Below are 15,654 nucleotides of genomic sequence, written 5' to 3' on the forward strand. Positions count from 1 at the left end.
CGGACAGGCGGGCCCCGCTGCGACGGTCCCTAGCATCCCGTTTCCGTTTCGTGAACACTCGGTGACCCTTTTGGCGTGCCCAGCCGGCGTCGTGCACCCTTGTGGGATGACTCTCACGACCTCCACCCTCGACTCGGTCATCGTCGTCTGGCATGTCGCCGTCAACGCCGGTGACGCCGAAGCCGCCGCCTCGGCCTGCACGGAGGACGTCGAGATGGGCGGCCCCGAGGGCTCGGCCCGGGGCCGTGACATCATGCGCGACTGGGTGGCTACCGCGGGCGTCCGGCTGATGCCGAAGGAGGCCTACGACATCCCCGGCGGCATCGTGGTGGCGCAGGAGGTCACGCGTCCCGGGCAGGACCGGCCGGAGCGGGTCTACAGCGCCTTCGGGCTCCGCGACGGCTCGATCAGCGCGGTGCACCAGTTCCCGACGCTCGAGCAGGCGAAGGCGTTCCCCGTCGCCGTGTGACCGTCGCATCCCGCTCCGAAAAGAGGGCGCACCCCCGCGGGGGTGCGCCCTCTCCCGTCAGTAGGACGCGATGAAGGTGTCGAGCATGGTCTGCAGCGCCGCGCGGTCCTGGTCGCTCGCGAGCTCTGCCCGGAACACGATCATGTGGCTGTTCGCCTCGTCCGTCGCGGCGACCACCACGAAGTCGGATCCGGTCCCGCCGCAGTCCGTGTAGTAGGCGTACACGCCCGTGTACACCGGGTCGGAGTACGCCGCCGAGTTGTCCAGGGTGCACGCGTCCGCTGCCCCGCCCGTGAACTCCGCGAGCAGGGTGTCCGGGGTGTAGCTGGCCGTCGCGGTCTGGGAGGCGGAGACGTCCATGCCGCCGGCACCCCAGCTGCCGTAGTAGGCCTCCAGGTCGGAGCTCGCCGCCACACCGTCCCAGGTGTCGCCCGCCTCGGAGGTGAACGCGGAGCCGTCGACCTGCGTCCAGCGTGCCGGGACGTCGACGGTGACCACTCCGGAGTCGCTCCTCACCTCGGTGAACTCCTCGGTGCTCGTGGTCGGATCGTCGCCGCCCGACGACCCGGGCAGGGTGCGCACGACGAGCTCGTCGCCGTTGAACTGGCCCTCGTAGAGCGCCTCCTCGGTCGGCCGGTACACGGTCACCCCGATGACGGAGTCGGAGCCCTTGGTCCGGAGGACGTCGCAGTACTCGGCGAGGGTGCCCTCGGCCGCGAGGGTCACACCCTCCATCGTGAGGAGGACGTCCCCTGGAAGCAGGCCCACGGTGTCCGCCGGGCTGCCGGAGGCCACGCTGTTCACCCAGACGCCCTGCGCGGTGCCGTCGTCCGCCGGGGGCAGCGCGACCGCGTTGACGCCGAGCGACTCGGGGTTCTCACCCTCCTTGAACTGGGGCAGGAACTCCTCCACAACGCTCGCCGGGATGGCGAAGTTCTGGTCGAGCTCGTCGTTGCCCGCGTAGTTCACCCCGAGGACCGCCCCGTCCTCGGTGAGGAGCGGGCCGCCCGAGTTGCCGCCGCGGATGCGCGCGTCGTGCTCGATGACGGAGTCGAGCGAGGCCCAGTTCGACTCCCCGTCGGCCTCCGTCTTCGAGACGATGCCCTTGGTCATGGTGAACTCGGGGTCGCCGAGCGGGAAGCCCGCCGCGTAGACCTCCTGTGCCGTCTTGGGAGCCGCGTCCGCGAAGCCGAAGAAGGGCAGGTCGTCCCCGCCGTCCACGTCGATGAGGGCGAGGTCGAGGCACTCCGATGCCCCGAGCACCTTGGCGTTGAGCGTCTCCGACGTGTCGCCGCCCACCCAGACCTCGAGCACCCCCGCGCCCACCACCACGTGGTTGTTCGTGATGGCGAGGCCGTCCTTGCTGATGATGAACCCGGATCCGCGTCCGGCGGTCTCGTAGCCCTCGCCCTCGCCGGGCGGGGTGAAGGTGCCCTGCGCCTCGATCTGGATGGTCGCGGACTGCGCCCCGTCGAAGTCGACCGCCCCGCCTCCCGAGTTGCCGCCTCCGCCGCCCCCTCCTCCTCCTCCTCCTCCGGGAACGAGGCCGGCGCAGCCGGTCAGGGCCGCCGTCGCGAACCCGAGGGCGGACAGCAGACCGATGGTCCGGTAGCGAGCGGGGGGTCGGGACATCGCGGCTCTCCCTCGGGACGGCCCGGCATCGGGTCGCCGGATAGCGGAACCATAGAACCCGCGCCCCCGCGCCGTCGAGAGTCGGCGGGCCCGGGGCGCGGCGTGTCGCGGACAGGGTCATCCGCCGGCCTCCGGCCATGGAGCGCGAGGCGCCGGCTGAGCCGTCGACGGGGGCGCGAGATACTGGGGGAGTGCCGGTCTACCGAGACGAAGCGGTCGTCCTCCGCACCCACAAGCTGGGCGAGGCCGACCGCATCGTGACGATGCTCTCCCGGCAGCACGGCAAGATCCGGGCGGTCGCGAGGGGCGTGCGCCGCACCTCCTCGAAGTTCGGCGCGCGGCTGGAGCCGTTCATGGTCGTCGACGTGCAGCTGTACGAGGGCCGGAGCCTCGATGTCGTCACCCAGGCCGAGTCCCTCGCGTCCTACGGGGCGGCGATCGCGTCCGACTACGCCGCCTACACCGCGGCGAACGTGATCGTGGAGACGGCCGACAAGCTCACCGAGGGGGAGCGGTCCCTCCAGCACTACCTGCTGCTGCTCGGGGCCCTCCGCTCGCTGTCCCGCGGGGAGCACGGTCCCGGCCTGACCCTCGACTCGTACCTCCTCCGAGCGCTCTCCATCGCGGGCTGGGCGCCCACCTTCTCGGACTGCGCCGTCACCGGGGCTCCAGGCCCGCACACGGCCTTCGTGGTGCAGCTCGGCGGCGTCGTCGCCGATCCGGTCGCTCCTCCCGGCTCCCCACGCCTGGCGCCGGCGGTGCTCCAGCTCCTCGGCGCGCTGCTCGAGGGGGACTGGGCCGTCGCGGACGCCGCCGACGACCGCACCCGATCCCAGGCGAGCGGCGTCGTCGCCGCCTACGCGCAGTGGCATCTGGAGCGCGGGCTCCGCTCGCTCCAGCACGTGGACCGCACGGCTGGGCCCTCCGCGGCGGCGGGGGCCTGATGCCGAAGCCGACGACCCACCGCGACGCCGTCCCGTACCGGCCCATCGACTGGACCGGCCTCTACCCGCCCACGCTTCCGGCGGGGTCCATCCCGCAGCACGTCGCCGTGATCATGGACGGCAACGGACGCTGGGCGAACGCCCGCGGCCTTTCCCGCATCGAGGGGCACAAGGCGGGGGAGGCGGCCCTGCTGGACGTGGTCGCCGGGGCCATCCAGGTCGGGGTGCGGCACCTCAGCGTGTACGCGTTCTCCACCGAGAACTGGAAGCGATCGCCGGACGAGGTGCGCTTCCTCATGGGCTTCAACCGCGAGGTCCTGCACCGCCGCAGGGACCAGCTCAACGAGTGGGGCGTGCGCATCCGGTGGGCGGGACGCAAGCCCCGGCTGTGGGGATCCGTCATCAGCGAGCTGCAGTTCGCGGAGCGGCTGACCGCCGGCAACGACGTGCTGACGCTGACCATGTGCGTCAACTACGGGGGCCGCACGGAGCTCGCGGATGCCGTGCGCGGCATCGCGGACGACGTGGCCGCCGGACGCCTCCGCCCGTCCGCGGTCACCGAGAAGCTGATCCAGCGGCGGCTGTACGTGCCCGACCTTCCGGACGTCGACCTCCTGGTCCGCAGCTCCGGCGAGCAGCGCACGAGCAACTTCCTGCTGTGGCAGTCGGCGTACGCGGAGATGGTGTTCCTCGACACGCTGTGGCCGGACTTCAGCCGCGTCCAGCTGTGGGAGGCCATCCAGCGCTACGCGGACCGCGACCGCCGCTTCGGCGGCGCGGTCGACGCCCCCTCCGCCTGACCCCGCCCTCCCGCCAGGGTCGACACGACCCCACCGCGCCCGGGGGTGTTGTCCTACCGCGCGGAGTGTCTGCCGCGTCGACGATTTGCGCCGGCTCAGTCGCCGCGCACGGCGTCCGCGAGCGGCCCCGTGAGCCACCGCTCGACGTCGCGCCGGCGGCGCAGGCGCACGATCACGAGGGACGGATGCTCGGCCTCGAGTGCCGGCACGATGTGCTTGTACTTCCGCTGCGTCCGAAGCGCCCAGCGGATGATGTGGTCGCGTCCGGTGAAGAAGTGCCAGAGCGGGGCCTCCTGGTTGCCGTTCCAGAGCTCCTCGCGGCGCAGCCGGCGGCGCACCGTCCTCCGGACCAGGCGCGGAAGCGAGACGCGCACCGGAAGGTCGAGCCAGACGAGCGTGTCCGCCCGGGACGCGAGCGTGGCGCGGGCGGACCGGTACTGCCACTCGGTCACCCACTTCGGGCGCCGCGTGAGCTCGTCGACCTCGTCGAGGAACGACTCCCGGTACGTCCACCCGGGCCCGTGGTACAGGGCGTCGATCTCGGTGTGGGGAGAGCCGATCACGGCTCCGATCCGGCCCGCGAGCGTCGTCTTGCCCACTCCCGTCACGCCCGCGACGAGGACCCGGCGCGGACGCACGGGAAGCGGATCGCCGGGGCCCAGCATGGCGTCAGGCTAGCGGCGCGGGTCGTGCGGACACCCGCCGCCCCTCACCCGCCCGCGAGTTGTCCGCAGCACCCGCGCGGCCGTTTGTCGCCGGGTGCGGCGGCGGGGAGAATCGGCGACGACGAGCCGAGGAGGGCGGATGTCGCGACCGGAGGAAGCGCCGCGGGTGCACTTCGAGAGGCCCGAGGAATGGCGCGCCTGGCTGCTCGCGCACGCCGAGTCGGAGTCCTCGGTCTGGCTCGTGTCGTGGCGCCGGGAGACGGGGCGGCCCGCCATCGCCTACGAGGACGCTGTTCTCCACGCCCTCTCGGTCGGCTGGGTCGACAGCACGCAGAAGCGCGTCGACGACGAGCGGACGATGCTCTACTTCGCGCGCCGGAAGCCGCGCAGCGGCTGGTCCCGTCCCAACAAGATCCGCGTGGAGCGCCTCCGCCGAGAGGGCCTGATGACGGCGGCGGGGGAGCGGGCTATCGAGGAGGCGATCCGGAACGGGGCGTGGGGGATGCTCGACGACGTCGAGGACCTCGTCGTGCCCGACGACCTGACGCAGGCGTTCGAGCGGCACCCGGGAGCCCGCGAGCACTGGGACGCGTTCCCCCGCTCCGCGCGCCGCGCCATCCTCGAGTGGGTCGCGCAGGCCAAGCGCCCCGACACCCGGGAGCGCCGGGTGGAGGAGACGGCACACCTCGCGGCGGAGGGCCGGCGCGCCAACCAGTGGCCTCCGGAGGGGCGGGGAGCGACCGGGGACGGGAGCGCCGCGCAGCCCGGATAGACTCGGGGGCGGTTTTCCCCCGACCGGGCATCCAGCTCGGCCCGACCCTGGAGCTTCTGTGGCCGCATCTCGTCTCGACGCCGTCATCGCCCTCGCCAAGCGGCGGGGCTTCGTCTTCCAGGCGGGCGAGATCTACGGCGGAACCCGGTCCTCCTGGGACTACGGCCCTCTCGGCGTGGAGCTCAAGGAGAACATCAAGCGCCAGTGGTGGCGGGCGGTCGTCCGCAGCCGCGAGGACGTCGTGGGGCTCGACTCCAGCGTCATCCTTCCCCGCCAGGTCTGGGAGGCGTCCGGCCACGTCGAGGTCTTCACGGATCCGCTCGTCGAGTCGCTGCACACCCACAAGCGGTATCGCGCCGACCACCTGCTCGAGGCGTACGAGGCCAAGCACGGCCACCCGCCGGCCAACGGCCTGGCCGACATCAACGACCCCGACACCGGACAGCCCGGGTCCTGGACCGAGCCTCGGCCCTTCTCGGGCCTCCTCAAGACGTTCCTCGGCCCCGTCGACGACGAGAGCGGGCTGCACTACCTGCGTCCGGAGACCGCGCAGGGCATCTTCGTGAACTTCGCGAACGTCCTGAACTCGGCGCGGATGAAGCCTCCGTTCGGCATCGGGCAGATCGGCAAGAGCTTCCGCAACGAGATCACGCCGGGCAACTTCATCTTCCGCACCCGCGAGTTCGAGCAGATGGAGATGGAGTTCTTCGTCGAGCCGGGCACGGACGAGGAGTGGCACCAGTACTGGATCGACGAGCGCTTCCGCTGGTACGTCGACCTCGGCATCAACCCGGACAACCTGCGCCTGTTCGAGCACCCCAAGGAGAAGCTCTCCCACTACTCGAAGCGCACCGTCGACATCGAGTACAGGTTCGGGTTCCAGGGCGGCGTGTTCGGCGAGCTCGAGGGCATCGCGAACCGCACCGACTTCGACCTCAGCACCCACTCGAAGCACTCGGGCGCCGACCTCACCTACTTCGACCAGACGAAGAACGAGCGCTGGACGCCGTACGTCATCGAGCCCGCGGCCGGCCTCACCCGATCGCTGATGGCGTTCCTCGTCGACGCGTACTCGGAGGACGAGGCGCCGAACACGAAGGGCGGCGTCGACAAGCGCACCGTCCTGCGGCTCGACCCGCGCCTGTCGCCGGTCAAGGCCGCGGTGCTGCCGCTGTCCCGGAACGAGCAGCTGTCGCCGGTCGCCAAGGGCATCGCGGCGGACCTGCGCCAGGACTGGAACGTGGAGTTCGACGACGCGGGCGCCATCGGCCGCCGGTACCGCCGCCAGGACGAGATCGGCACGCCGTTCTGCATCACGGTCGACTTCGACTCGCTCGAGGACAAGGCCGTGACGATCCGGGAGCGCGACTCGATGGCGCAGGAGCGCGTCTCGATGGACCGGCTCCACGGCTACCTGGCCGAGCGGCTCCGCGGCGCCTGACGGCGCGGCGCCGACCTCCCCGCACCCCCGCCGATACCCTCCGATGCGTCCCTCTCCGATGAAGCCGAGGTCCCCCGTGAACGACACGTCCGCTCCCGAGCCGCCGGCCCCGTCCGTCGGCGCGATCGTCACCCGCGTGCTCGACGAGGGCTCCGCCGACTACTGATTCCCGAAGGGGCATCCGGGAATGCATCCCGGCTCCTTCATGTTCCTCGGACATGAGCAGTCCTGTGAAGGTCGACATCTGGTCCGACATCGCCTGTCCGTGGTGCTACATCGGCAAGCGGAAGTTCGAGGAGGGCGTCCGCCGCTTCGGGGGCGACGTCGAGGTGGAGTACCACTCCTTCGAGCTGTCCCCGGACACCCCGGTCGACTTCCAGGGGACCGCGGCCGACTTCCTCGCCTCCCACAAGGGGCTGCCGAAGGAGCGGGTGACGCAGATGATCGACACGGTCGTCGGCATCGCCGCCACCGTCGGCCTCGACTACGACTACGACGCGCTGCAGCACACCAACACCGTGAAGGCGCACCAGCTGCTCCACTACGCCAAGGAGCGCGGACGCCAGATCGAGATGAAGGAGCGCCTCCTCCGCGCGTACTTCGTCGAGGGTCGCCACGTCGGCCGGGTCGAGGACCTGGGGGATCTCGCGGCCGAGCTCGGCTTCGACCGGGCGGACGTCGTCCGCTCCCTGGAGACGGACGACTACCTCGGCGCGGTCCGGGCCGACCAGGCCCAGGCGGCGGCGTACGGCATCCACGGGGTCCCGTTCTTCGTCCTCGACGGCAAGTACGGCGTGTCCGGCGCCCAGGACCCGGCCGTGTTCGCCTCCGCCCTCGCCCAGGTGGCGGGGGAGAAGGAGGTCGCGGCGTGACCGCCCCCGAGGCCGCCGTTCCCTCCGCCGAGATGCCCCGTGGTGCTGCCATCCCGGCGGAATGGGAGCACCAGGTGGCACTTCGACCGCTCGCTGTTCTCGGAGACGCGAACGCCGAGGCGTGCGACGGCGGGGTCTGCGCCGTCTGACGTCGCGGCAGGTGCCGGCATGGGCGCTCGTCAGTCGCTGATGTCCGCGAGGCGGGCGTCGAGGCCCCGCACCAGGGCGTCGGCGTCGACGAAGGCGCTCAGCCCCGGCTCGCCCGCTCCCATCGCGACGCGGCGCCCCGCGATGCGCTCGTCCGCGACCACCGGCCAGGCTGTCGTGCTCCCGAACGGCGTGATGGTGCCGCGCTCGTAGCCCGTGGCCGCGAGCGCCTGCTCCGCGTCGGGGAGCTGCAGCTTGTTGACGCCGACCACCGCCCGCAGCTTGCCCCACGCGATCTGCCGGTCGCCGGGCACGAGGGCGAACAGGAACGTGCCGTCCTTGCGCTTGACCACGAGCGTCTTCACGATGTCGCCGGGCTGGATCCCCAGCAGGCTCGCGGCCTCCTCGAGCGATCGCGCGTCGGGCCGCTCCACGAACTCGATGTCGACGCCCCGCGCCGCCGCGTCCTCCGCCACCCGCTCCCTGCTCACCGTCCCATCCTGCCCTCCCGTCCACCGCCGGGCCGGCTGCCCCGAGGTTCTGGGAGAATCGAGGGGATGTCCTCCCTCACCGCGACCGCGCCCGCCCTGCGCATCGGGCCTCTCGTGCTCGACGCGCCGGTCGTCCTCGCGCCGATGGCGGGCATCACGAACACCGCGTTCCGCCGGCTGTGCCGCGGGTTCGGCGCCGGGCTCTACGTCAGCGAGATGATCACGAGCCGCGCCCTCGTCGAGCGGACCCCCGAGACGATGCGCCTCATCACGCATCACGAGTCCGAGACGCCGCGCTCAATCCAGCTGTACGGCGTCGACCCCGCCACGGTGTCGGAGGCGGTCCGCATCCTCGTCGCGGAGGACCGGGCCGACCACATCGACCTCAACTTCGGCTGCCCCGTGCCCAAGGTGACCCGCAAGGGCGGGGGATCCGCGCTGCCCTGGAAGCTGGACCTCTTCCGCGACATCGTGGAAGGCGCGGTCCGCGCCGCCGGTCCGGTCCCGCTCACGATCAAGATGCGGAAGGGCATCGACGCGGAGCACCTCACGTACCTCGAGGCGGGACGGATCGCCGAGGGTGCCGGCGTGGCGAGCATCGCGCTGCACGCACGCACGGCCGCGGAGTTCTACTCGGGCCACGCCGACTGGTCGGCGATCGCGAAGCTCAAGGAGACCGTCACGAGCGTGCCGGTGCTCGGCAACGGCGACATCTGGTCGGGTGCCGACGCGGTGCGGATGGTGCGGGAGACCGGATGCGACGGCGTCGTCGTCGGTCGCGGCTGCCTGGGACGCCCGTGGCTGTTCGGCGACCTCGCGGCCGCGTTCGCCGGCGAGGACCGGATCGCGATGCCCACGCTCGGGGTGGTGGCCGCGACGTTCCGCCGCCACGCTGAGCTGCTCGTCGAGTTCTTCGGCAGCGAGGAGCGCGGCTGCCGCGACATCCGCAAGCACGTCGCCTGGTACTTCAAGGGCTACCCGGTCGGCGGCGACCTCCGCGCCCGCCTCGCCACCGCGTCCTCGCTGCAGGAGATCGACGACCTGCTGGCCACCCTCGACGGCGACGAGCCCTACCCGGGCGAGGCGGCCGAGGGGCAGCGGGGCCGGGCCGGGAGCCCGAAGCGGCCGGTGCTGCCGGACGGCTGGCTCGCGAGCCGGACGCTGGGCACCGAGGAGCGCTGCGAGGTCGCCGGCGCGGAGATGTTCAACAGTGGCGGCTGACGCTGCGGCGTCGGGCTACGAGGAGCGCGACCGGGACCGCCGTCTGCCCGAGCAGCACTCGAGCCGCCGCAGCGACTTCGCCCGTGACCGCGCGCGGCTGCTGCACTCCAGCGCGCTGCGGCGGCTCGCCGCGAAGACGCAGGTGCTGAGCCCGACAGCGGGCCTCGACTTCGCCCGCAACCGTCTCACGCACTCGCTCGAGGTCGCGCAGGTCGGGCGCGAGCTGGGTCTCGCGCTCGGCCTCGACCCGGACGTCGTCGACACGGCCTGCCTGGCCCACGACATCGGTCATCCTCCGTTCGGGCACAACGGCGAGAAGGCGCTCGCGGAGTGGGCGGCCGACATCGGCGGCTTCGAGGGCAACGCCCAGTCGCTGCGTCTGCTCACGCGTCTGGAGCCCAAGGTCTTCGGCGAGGACGGCAGCCCGTTCGGCGTCAACCTCACGCGCGCGAGCCTCGACGCCAGCTGCAAGTACCCGTGGTCGGCCGCCGACGCCGTCGCGGACCCGAGCGGTCGCGCCAAGTTCGGCTACTACGCCGACGACCTCGACGCCTTCGTGTGGATGCGGGAGGGCGCTCCCGACGGCGTCCGCTGCATCGAGGCGGAGGTGATGGACCTCAGCGACGACATCGCCTACTCGGTGCACGACTTCGAGGACGCCGTCACCGGCGGCTACATCGACGTGGCGGCGCTGGGCCGCCGCGAGCAGGACGACGAGCTCGTCACGGCGATGCACTCGTGGGTCGGCGGCGAGTACGACCACGCCGAGCTCATCGAGGCGTTCGACCGGCTCCACGAGCTGGACTTCTGGATCTCGTCATGGGACGGCTCACGGCGCGCCCAGGGACGCCTCAAGAACCTCACGAGCCAGCTCATCGGACGCTTCGCCGGCGCCGCGACGCGGGCCACGCGGGCGGCGTTTCCCCTCGAGAAGCTCAGCCGGTTCTCCGCGCAGGTCGTCGTGCCGCGCGAGATCGGCGCCGAGATCGCGGTCATGAAGGGGATCGTCGCGGCCTTCGTCATGACCAACACGACGCGCACGCCGGTCTACGCGCAGCAGCGCGACCTGCTCCAGGAGCTCGCCGACGTCCTCGTCGAGCGGCCGCAGGAGCTCGACCCGGCGTTCGCAGCCGACCACGCCGACGCGACCGACGAGGCGGGACGCCGCCGGGCGGTCGTCGACCAGGTCGCGAGCCTCACCGATCAATCCGCCATCGCATGGCACGAGCGTCTCGTCCGCTGACCCGGCGGCTCCGCACCGTCGACGACGTCTGGAGCGAGGGCGTGCTCGTCGCCGGCGGCGGGCGCGCGATCCTGCTCCAGCTCGCCGATCCCGCTGTCGCGGAGGGCGTGGCCCGGCACAGCTACTTCACCGAGGATCCCGTCCGCCGGCTGGTCGGCACCCTCGAGTACGTCTACGTCGTCGGCTTCGGCACCGACGAGGAGGCGAACCGGGTCGCCCGTGAGGTCGGCCTCGCCCACCGCGGCGTGCGCGGGGCGGGACGGGTGGCGTACGACGCCCGCGATCCCGACCTCCAGCTCTGGGTCGCCGCGACCCTGTACGAGACGACCGTCGCGGTGATCGAGCAGGTGTACGGGCGACTCGACGACGACGTGGCCGACGACCTGTACCGCCGGGACGCGGTGCTCGGCACCGCGCTCGGCATGCCGGCCACGGCCTGGCCGGCCGACCGCGACGCGTTCGCCGAGTACTGGAACGAGCGCCTGGCCGCGGTGCACGTCACGCCATCGGCTCGCCGGGTGGCCGGTGCCCTCATGCGGCCCGCGTCGGGGCCTTACTGGATGCGGGCCGTCATGCCGGTCGTGCGCCTGGTCACCGCGGGTCTGCTGCCGCCCGCGGTGCGGAGCGGGTACGGCGTGGTGTGGGAGGACCGGCACCAGCGGCGCTTCGACCGCGTCATGACCGTCGCGGGAGGGGTGTACCGGGCGCTCCCGCGGGCCGTCCGGCAGCTTCCCAGCCGTCTCCTGCTGCGCCGCTTCCGCCGTCGCATCGCGAGCCCTGCGGGGAACGCGGCCCATAGCGGAACCGGTGGAGGGCGGCCGGGCCGGATCGGTGCCCGAACCTAGAATTGCGGGCATGGCGGGGCGGATCCTGAAGAGCGACATCGACGAGGTGCGCACCCGCGTCAACCTCGCCGACGTCGTCGGGGACTACGTCGCCCTGAAGTTCGCCGGCGTCGGATCGCTGAAGGGTCTCTGCCCGTTCCACGACGAGCGCAGCCCGAGCTTCCACGTCCGTCCCCAGGTCGGCCTGTACCACTGCTTCGGCTGCGGCGAGGGCGGGGACGTGTACACGTTCCTGCAGAAGATGGACCACGTCACCTTCGCCGAGGCGGTCGAGCGGATGGCGGCCCGCGTCGGCATCACGCTCCGGTACGAGGACGGCTCGGGCCCGGCTCAGGAGGCCGGCAACCGGGCGCGCCTCCTGGCGGCGAACCGGGCCGCGGCGGAGTTCTTCGTCGAGCGCCTCGCCTCGCCGGCCGCGGACGTCGGCCGCCGCTTCCTGGGGGAGCGCGGCTTCGACCGCGCGGCCGCCCAGCACTTCGGCGTCGGCTTCGCCCCCAAGAGCTGGGACGAGCTGACCAAGCATCTGCGCGGCCGCGGCTTCACCGATCAGGAGCTCCTCGCCGCCGGGCTCGTCTCCAGCGGGGACCGCGGGGTCTACGACCGGTTCCGGGGACGGGTGGTGTGGCCGATCCGCGACCTCTCCGGCGAGACGGTCGGCTTCGGGGCGCGCCGCCTGCTCGAGGACGACAAGGGACCCAAGTACCTCAACACGCCCGAAACGGCGATCTACCACAAGGCGCAGGTCATGTACGGGCTGGACCTCGCCAAGCGCGACATCTCGCGCAGCCGCCAGGTCGTGGTCGTCGAGGGCTACACGGACGTGATGGCGTGCCACCTCGCCGGCGTGACGACCGCGGTGGCCACGTCCGGCACCGCGTTCGGGGTCGACCACATCAAGGTCCTCCGGCGGGTGCTCGGCGACGACTCGGCGAGCGGGGAGGTGATCTTCACGTTCGATCCGGATGCGGCCGGGGAGAAGGCGGCCGTGCGCGCGTTCGGCGAGGAGCAGCGCTTCGCCGCGCAGACCTATGTCGCGACCGGGCCGGAGGGGCTCGATCCGTGCGACCTGCGCCTGGCCCGCGGCGACGAGGCGGTGCGCGGCATGATCGACGCGAAGAAGCCGATGTTCGAGTTCATCATCCGGCAGCAGCTCCGCGCCCACGACCTCGACACCGTGGAGGGCCGGGTCGCCGCCCTCCGCGCGGCGGCGCCGATCGTGGCCGAGATCCGGGACCCCTCCCTGCGGCCGGGCTACGCTCGCGAGCTCGCCCGATGGCTCGGCATGGATCTCCAGGAGGTCTCGGCCGCCGTCGCGTCCGCCGGCAGCCGGACCACGGCCGCACGGACCGGGGACTCCCGTCAGGGCGAGCAGCGCGGACGGGACAGCCGCGCGCCGCGGCAGGACGGGTGGCAGGACCGGCGAGCGGCGGCGCCGCAGCGCGGTGTCCCGCAGCGAGGAGAGCCGCAGCACACTGCGCCGCCGCGGGGAGCAGCTCAGCGCGGAGCGCCGCAGCGCGGGCCGGCACCGTCCGGCCCCGATCGCCGGGGACCCGCGCGCATCGGCCGCGAGGACTTCGGCCCCCCTGCACCCGACGACCGGGACGCACCCCCGGACGACCGCGACGCTCCTCCTCCCGAGTACGACGCGCCGCCTCCCGAGGAGGATCACGGCGAGCCGGCGCCGGTGCGCGGCCCCACGCTCGCGCAGCTGCCGTCCGACCCGGCGACGCGGCTGGAGCGGGACGCGCTCATGGCGGTCCTGCAGTTCCCGCAGCTCGTCGGCCGGCAGCTCCTCGACCGCTCCATGCGCTCGGGCTTCGCGAACCGGGCTCTCGCGGCCGTCCGCGACGCCGTGGCCGCCAACGCGGACGCGGCCGACTCCCCGGCCTGGCTGGAGCGGGTGACCGGGGCGGTCCCGCCGCCGCTCGCGCCGCTCGTCCAGCAGCTCGCCATCGCGCCCCTGCCGCAGCAGCCCGGTGAGGAGGCACTCACGGTGTACGTGCGCGACGTCGCGTCCCGCCTCATCGACCGCGACCTGCTCCGCCGGAAGAACGACCTGCTCCGCCAGCTGCAGCGGACGCCCGCCGCCGAGGACCCGGAGCGCTACCGGGGGCTTCAGCGCGACCTGATGACGCTGGAGAGCGAGCGGCGGTCCCTCCGCGAGGGGTGAGGCGCGGGCCGGCGTCCGTGGGACGCCGCGGTGCCCGGCAGAATGAGGGCATGCCTTCCGCCGGTGACACCGTGGTCTCCGCCAGCGACGTGACGATCGAGTACCCGGGAGGGCGCGGCCACTCCGCCCATCGGGCCGTCGACGGCGTCACCTTCACCGTGGGCAGGGGTGAGCTCATGGGACTCGTCGGGGAGACCGGATCCGGCAAGAGCACCTTCGCCCGCGCTGTCGCCGGCGGGGTCGGTCGCGGGCTCTCCGGCGAGGACGTGCCGAGGATCGTCGGCGGCTCCCTCCACGTGCTCGGGCACGAGCTGCGCCGGCTCGGTCGCCGCGGCCGGAACCGGCTCTCCCTCGACGTGGGATACCTTCCGCAGAACGCCGGCCGCCTGCTGCTGCCCGGCCACACCATCGCGGAGAACGTCGGCGCGCCGATCCTCGAGCAGGACCGGCACTACGACCGACGGGAGCTCGGTGCGCGCGTCGCCGAGCTGCTCGACTCGGTGCAGCTGCCGCTCAAGGTGATGGGACTGTTCCCGCACGAGATCTCGAGCGGACAGCGCCAGCGCGTCGCGATCGCCCGCTCGCTCGTCCACCGCCCTCTCCTGTGGGTCGCGGACGAGCCGACGGCCGGCGTGGACGTGACCGCCCGCGGCCCGGTCCTCGACAGCATCCTCGAGCTGCAGAGCGAGCACGACTTCTCGGCCCTCATCGTGAGCCACGAGGCGGCGGTGACCGCGCGGGTCACGGACCGCGTCGCGGTGCTGCAGGGCGGGCACCTCGTCGGGCTCGGCCGGCTCGACGACGTGCTGGAAAACGGCGTCCATCCGTACATCCGCGGCCTCGCCGAGGAGTACCGCATCGCCACCGGACCGATCGACCTGCCGGAATTCGAGGGGGAGCAGTCATGACCGAGCGGTTCCGTCATCGCGCCGTCGCGGGAGCCGGGGCCGCGGAGCTGCCGCCGGACGCACGGCCGCAGGCGGGACCGATCGCGGTCCTCCCGGAGAGCGACGCGGGGGAGGTGTTCCTCGACGCCGTGCGCTCCGCGGGAGGGGAGCCGGCGCCCCTCGGCTCCTCAACGCGCGGGATCGTGTGGCTCGGCCCGTCCGATCCCGACGGCCTCCTGGAGGCGCTCGAGCGCTCGCCGGGCGTCCAGTGGGTGCAGCTGCCGTGGGCGGGCGTCGACGCCTTCGCTCAGGCGCTCGCCGACCACGACCGCGACGACCTCGTCTGGACCAGCGCGAAGGGCGCCTACGCCCAGCCGGTCGCCGAGCATGCCCTCACGCTCACCCTCGCGGGCCTGCGCTCGCTGACCGAGCGCGCCCGCGCGACCTCGTGGGGGCCCAAGACGGGCGAGTCCCTGTACGGCAAGACGGTCGTCGTCGTCGGCGCCGGCGGCATCGCCGTCGAGCTGATCCGGCTCATGGCGCCCTTCGACGTCCGGACCATCGTCGTGCGCCGCAGTGCGGGCGAGGTCGAGGGGGCCGAGCGCACCGTGACGAGCGAGCGTCTCGCGGAGGTCCTGCCGGAGGCGGACGTCCTGGTCCTGGCCGCCGCGAGCACCGCCGAGACGCGGCACCTCATCGGGGAGCGGGAGCTCGCCGCGATGAAGCCCACCGCGGTCCTCGTCAACGTCGCCCGCGGCGCCCTCGTCGACACGGATGCGCTGGTCGCGGCCCTGCGCGGGGAGCGCCTGCACTTCGCGGGTCTCGACGTGACGGATCCCGAGCCCCTTCCCGACGGGCATCCGCTCTGGTCCGAGCCCCGCGCTCTGATCACCCCGCACTCGGCCGACACGCCCGAGATGATCGAGCCGCTCCTCGCCGAGCGGGTGCGCCTGAACGTCGAGGCCTTCGTGTCGACGGGCCGTTTCGTGGGCGTCGTCGACCCGCGGGCCGGGTATTGAACAGCGAGGCCCCTCCGGGTGCGCTAAAGTAGTCGA

15 protein-coding genes are annotated in these 15,654 nt (G+C 72.7%); 12 read left to right on the plus strand and 3 right to left on the minus strand.

The window, feature by feature from the left end:
- Positions 1-106 precede the first annotated feature (106 nt).
- Positions 107-469, plus strand: a complete 363-nt coding sequence (locus J3P30_RS11080) for a nuclear transport factor 2 family protein (protein ID WP_210481076.1) — start codon at positions 107-109, stop codon at positions 467-469.
- A 57-nt stretch (positions 470-526) separates the two neighbouring features.
- Here the strand turns inward: J3P30_RS11080 and J3P30_RS11085 are convergent, their stop codons facing one another.
- Positions 527-2,101: a S1C family serine protease gene (locus J3P30_RS11085; RefSeq protein ID WP_210481077.1), complete on the minus strand. Its 1,575-nt coding sequence runs from the start codon at positions 2,099-2,101 to the stop codon at positions 527-529.
- Positions 2,102-2,292: 191 nt separating this feature from the next.
- On the opposite strand from J3P30_RS11085, the gene recO reads away from it, so the two are divergent.
- Complete coding sequence (recO, locus tag J3P30_RS11090; RefSeq protein ID WP_210481078.1) at positions 2,293-3,045, plus strand: DNA repair protein RecO; 753 nt, start codon at positions 2,293-2,295, stop codon at positions 3,043-3,045.
- Positions 3,042-3,845, plus strand: a complete 804-nt coding sequence (locus tag J3P30_RS11095; protein WP_210481978.1) for an isoprenyl transferase — start codon at positions 3,042-3,044, stop codon at positions 3,843-3,845. Before recO ends, J3P30_RS11095 begins: the two co-directional genes overlap by 4 nt.
- A 95-nt stretch (positions 3,846-3,940) precedes the next feature.
- Here the strand turns inward: J3P30_RS11095 and J3P30_RS11100 are convergent, their stop codons facing one another.
- Positions 3,941-4,510, minus strand: a complete 570-nt coding sequence (locus J3P30_RS11100; protein ID WP_210481079.1) for an AAA family ATPase — start codon at positions 4,508-4,510, stop codon at positions 3,941-3,943.
- Between the two features lie 139 nt (positions 4,511-4,649).
- Between J3P30_RS11100 and J3P30_RS11105 the strand changes: the two genes are divergently transcribed.
- From J3P30_RS11105 to J3P30_RS11115, 3 genes are all read left to right on the plus strand, one after another.
- A complete protein-coding gene (locus tag J3P30_RS11105; protein ID WP_210481080.1) occupies positions 4,650-5,282 on the plus strand; it encodes a YdeI family protein in 633 nt (210 codons plus the stop codon).
- A gap of 58 nt (positions 5,283-5,340) precedes the next feature.
- Positions 5,341-6,723, plus strand: a complete 1,383-nt coding sequence (locus J3P30_RS11110; protein ID WP_210481081.1) for a glycine--tRNA ligase — start codon at positions 5,341-5,343, stop codon at positions 6,721-6,723.
- A gap of 218 nt (positions 6,724-6,941) precedes the next feature.
- On the plus strand, positions 6,942-7,595 hold the full coding sequence (locus J3P30_RS11115; RefSeq protein WP_210481082.1) for a DsbA family protein: 654 nt from the start codon (positions 6,942-6,944) through the stop codon (positions 7,593-7,595).
- Between the two features lie 179 nt (positions 7,596-7,774).
- Here J3P30_RS11115 and J3P30_RS11120 read toward each other — a convergent pair whose 3' ends face one another.
- Complete coding sequence (locus J3P30_RS11120) at positions 7,775-8,233, minus strand: aminoacyl-tRNA deacylase (protein ID WP_210481083.1); 459 nt, start codon at positions 8,231-8,233, stop codon at positions 7,775-7,777.
- Positions 8,234-8,299: 66 nt separating this feature from the next.
- On the opposite strand from J3P30_RS11120, the gene dusB reads away from it, so the two are divergent.
- The 6 genes from dusB to J3P30_RS11150 are packed head-to-tail and all read left to right on the plus strand — an operon-like array spanning position 8,300 to position 15,618.
- Positions 8,300-9,454, plus strand: coding sequence for a tRNA dihydrouridine synthase DusB (gene dusB, locus J3P30_RS11125; RefSeq protein ID WP_210481084.1), 1,155 nt, complete (start codon positions 8,300-8,302; stop codon positions 9,452-9,454).
- Positions 9,444-10,697 (plus strand): deoxyguanosinetriphosphate triphosphohydrolase, encoded by a 1,254-nt coding sequence (locus tag J3P30_RS11130; RefSeq protein ID WP_210481085.1) that lies wholly within the window; start codon positions 9,444-9,446, stop codon positions 10,695-10,697. The genes dusB and J3P30_RS11130 overlap by 11 nt, the downstream gene beginning before the upstream one ends.
- A complete protein-coding gene (locus tag J3P30_RS11135) occupies positions 10,673-11,542 on the plus strand; it encodes an oxygenase MpaB family protein (protein WP_210481086.1) in 870 nt (289 codons plus the stop codon). Before J3P30_RS11130 ends, J3P30_RS11135 begins: the two co-directional genes overlap by 25 nt.
- Positions 11,543-11,552: 10 nt before the next feature.
- A complete protein-coding gene (gene dnaG, locus J3P30_RS11140) occupies positions 11,553-13,712 on the plus strand; it encodes a DNA primase (protein ID WP_210481087.1) in 2,160 nt (719 codons plus the stop codon).
- 50 nt (positions 13,713-13,762) lie between these two features.
- Positions 13,763-14,620 carry an ATP-binding cassette domain-containing protein gene (locus J3P30_RS11145; RefSeq protein WP_210481088.1) on the plus strand — a complete coding sequence of 286 codons (858 nt, stop codon included), beginning with the start codon at positions 13,763-13,765 and terminating at the stop codon, positions 14,618-14,620.
- Complete coding sequence (locus J3P30_RS11150; RefSeq protein ID WP_210481089.1) at positions 14,617-15,618, plus strand: D-isomer specific 2-hydroxyacid dehydrogenase family protein; 1,002 nt, start codon at positions 14,617-14,619, stop codon at positions 15,616-15,618. Before J3P30_RS11145 ends, J3P30_RS11150 begins: the two co-directional genes overlap by 4 nt.
- The last annotated feature ends 36 nt before the right edge of the window (positions 15,619-15,654 follow it).

This window comes from Naasia sp. SYSU D00948 (genome assembly GCF_017916515.1).
GTDB lineage: Bacteria > Actinomycetota > Actinomycetes > Actinomycetales > Microbacteriaceae > Naasia.

Excerpts from the sequence above, each read along its gene's own strand:
- dnaG (WP_210481087.1), top strand. The coding sequence starts at position 11,553 with ATGGCGGGGCGGATCCTGAAGAGCGACATCGACGAGGTGCGCACCCGC.
- J3P30_RS11135 (WP_210481086.1), top strand. The coding sequence starts at position 10,673 with ATGGCACGAGCGTCTCGTCCGCTGACCCGGCGGCTCCGCACCGTCGAC.
- J3P30_RS11080 (WP_210481076.1), top strand. The coding sequence starts at position 107 with ATGACTCTCACGACCTCCACCCTCGACTCGGTCATCGTCGTCTGGCAT.
- dusB (WP_210481084.1), top strand. The coding sequence starts at position 8,300 with ATGTCCTCCCTCACCGCGACCGCGCCCGCCCTGCGCATCGGGCCTCTC.
- J3P30_RS11115 (WP_210481082.1), top strand. The coding sequence starts at position 6,942 with ATGAGCAGTCCTGTGAAGGTCGACATCTGGTCCGACATCGCCTGTCCG.
- J3P30_RS11105 (WP_210481080.1), top strand. The coding sequence starts at position 4,650 with ATGTCGCGACCGGAGGAAGCGCCGCGGGTGCACTTCGAGAGGCCCGAG.
- J3P30_RS11150 (WP_210481089.1), top strand. The coding sequence starts at position 14,617 with ATGACCGAGCGGTTCCGTCATCGCGCCGTCGCGGGAGCCGGGGCCGCG.
- J3P30_RS11145 (WP_210481088.1), top strand. The coding sequence starts at position 13,763 with ATGCCTTCCGCCGGTGACACCGTGGTCTCCGCCAGCGACGTGACGATC.
- J3P30_RS11100 (WP_210481079.1), bottom strand. The coding sequence starts at position 4,510 with ATGCTGGGCCCCGGCGATCCGCTTCCCGTGCGTCCGCGCCGGGTCCTC.
- J3P30_RS11085 (WP_210481077.1), bottom strand. The coding sequence starts at position 2,101 with ATGTCCCGACCCCCCGCTCGCTACCGGACCATCGGTCTGCTGTCCGCC.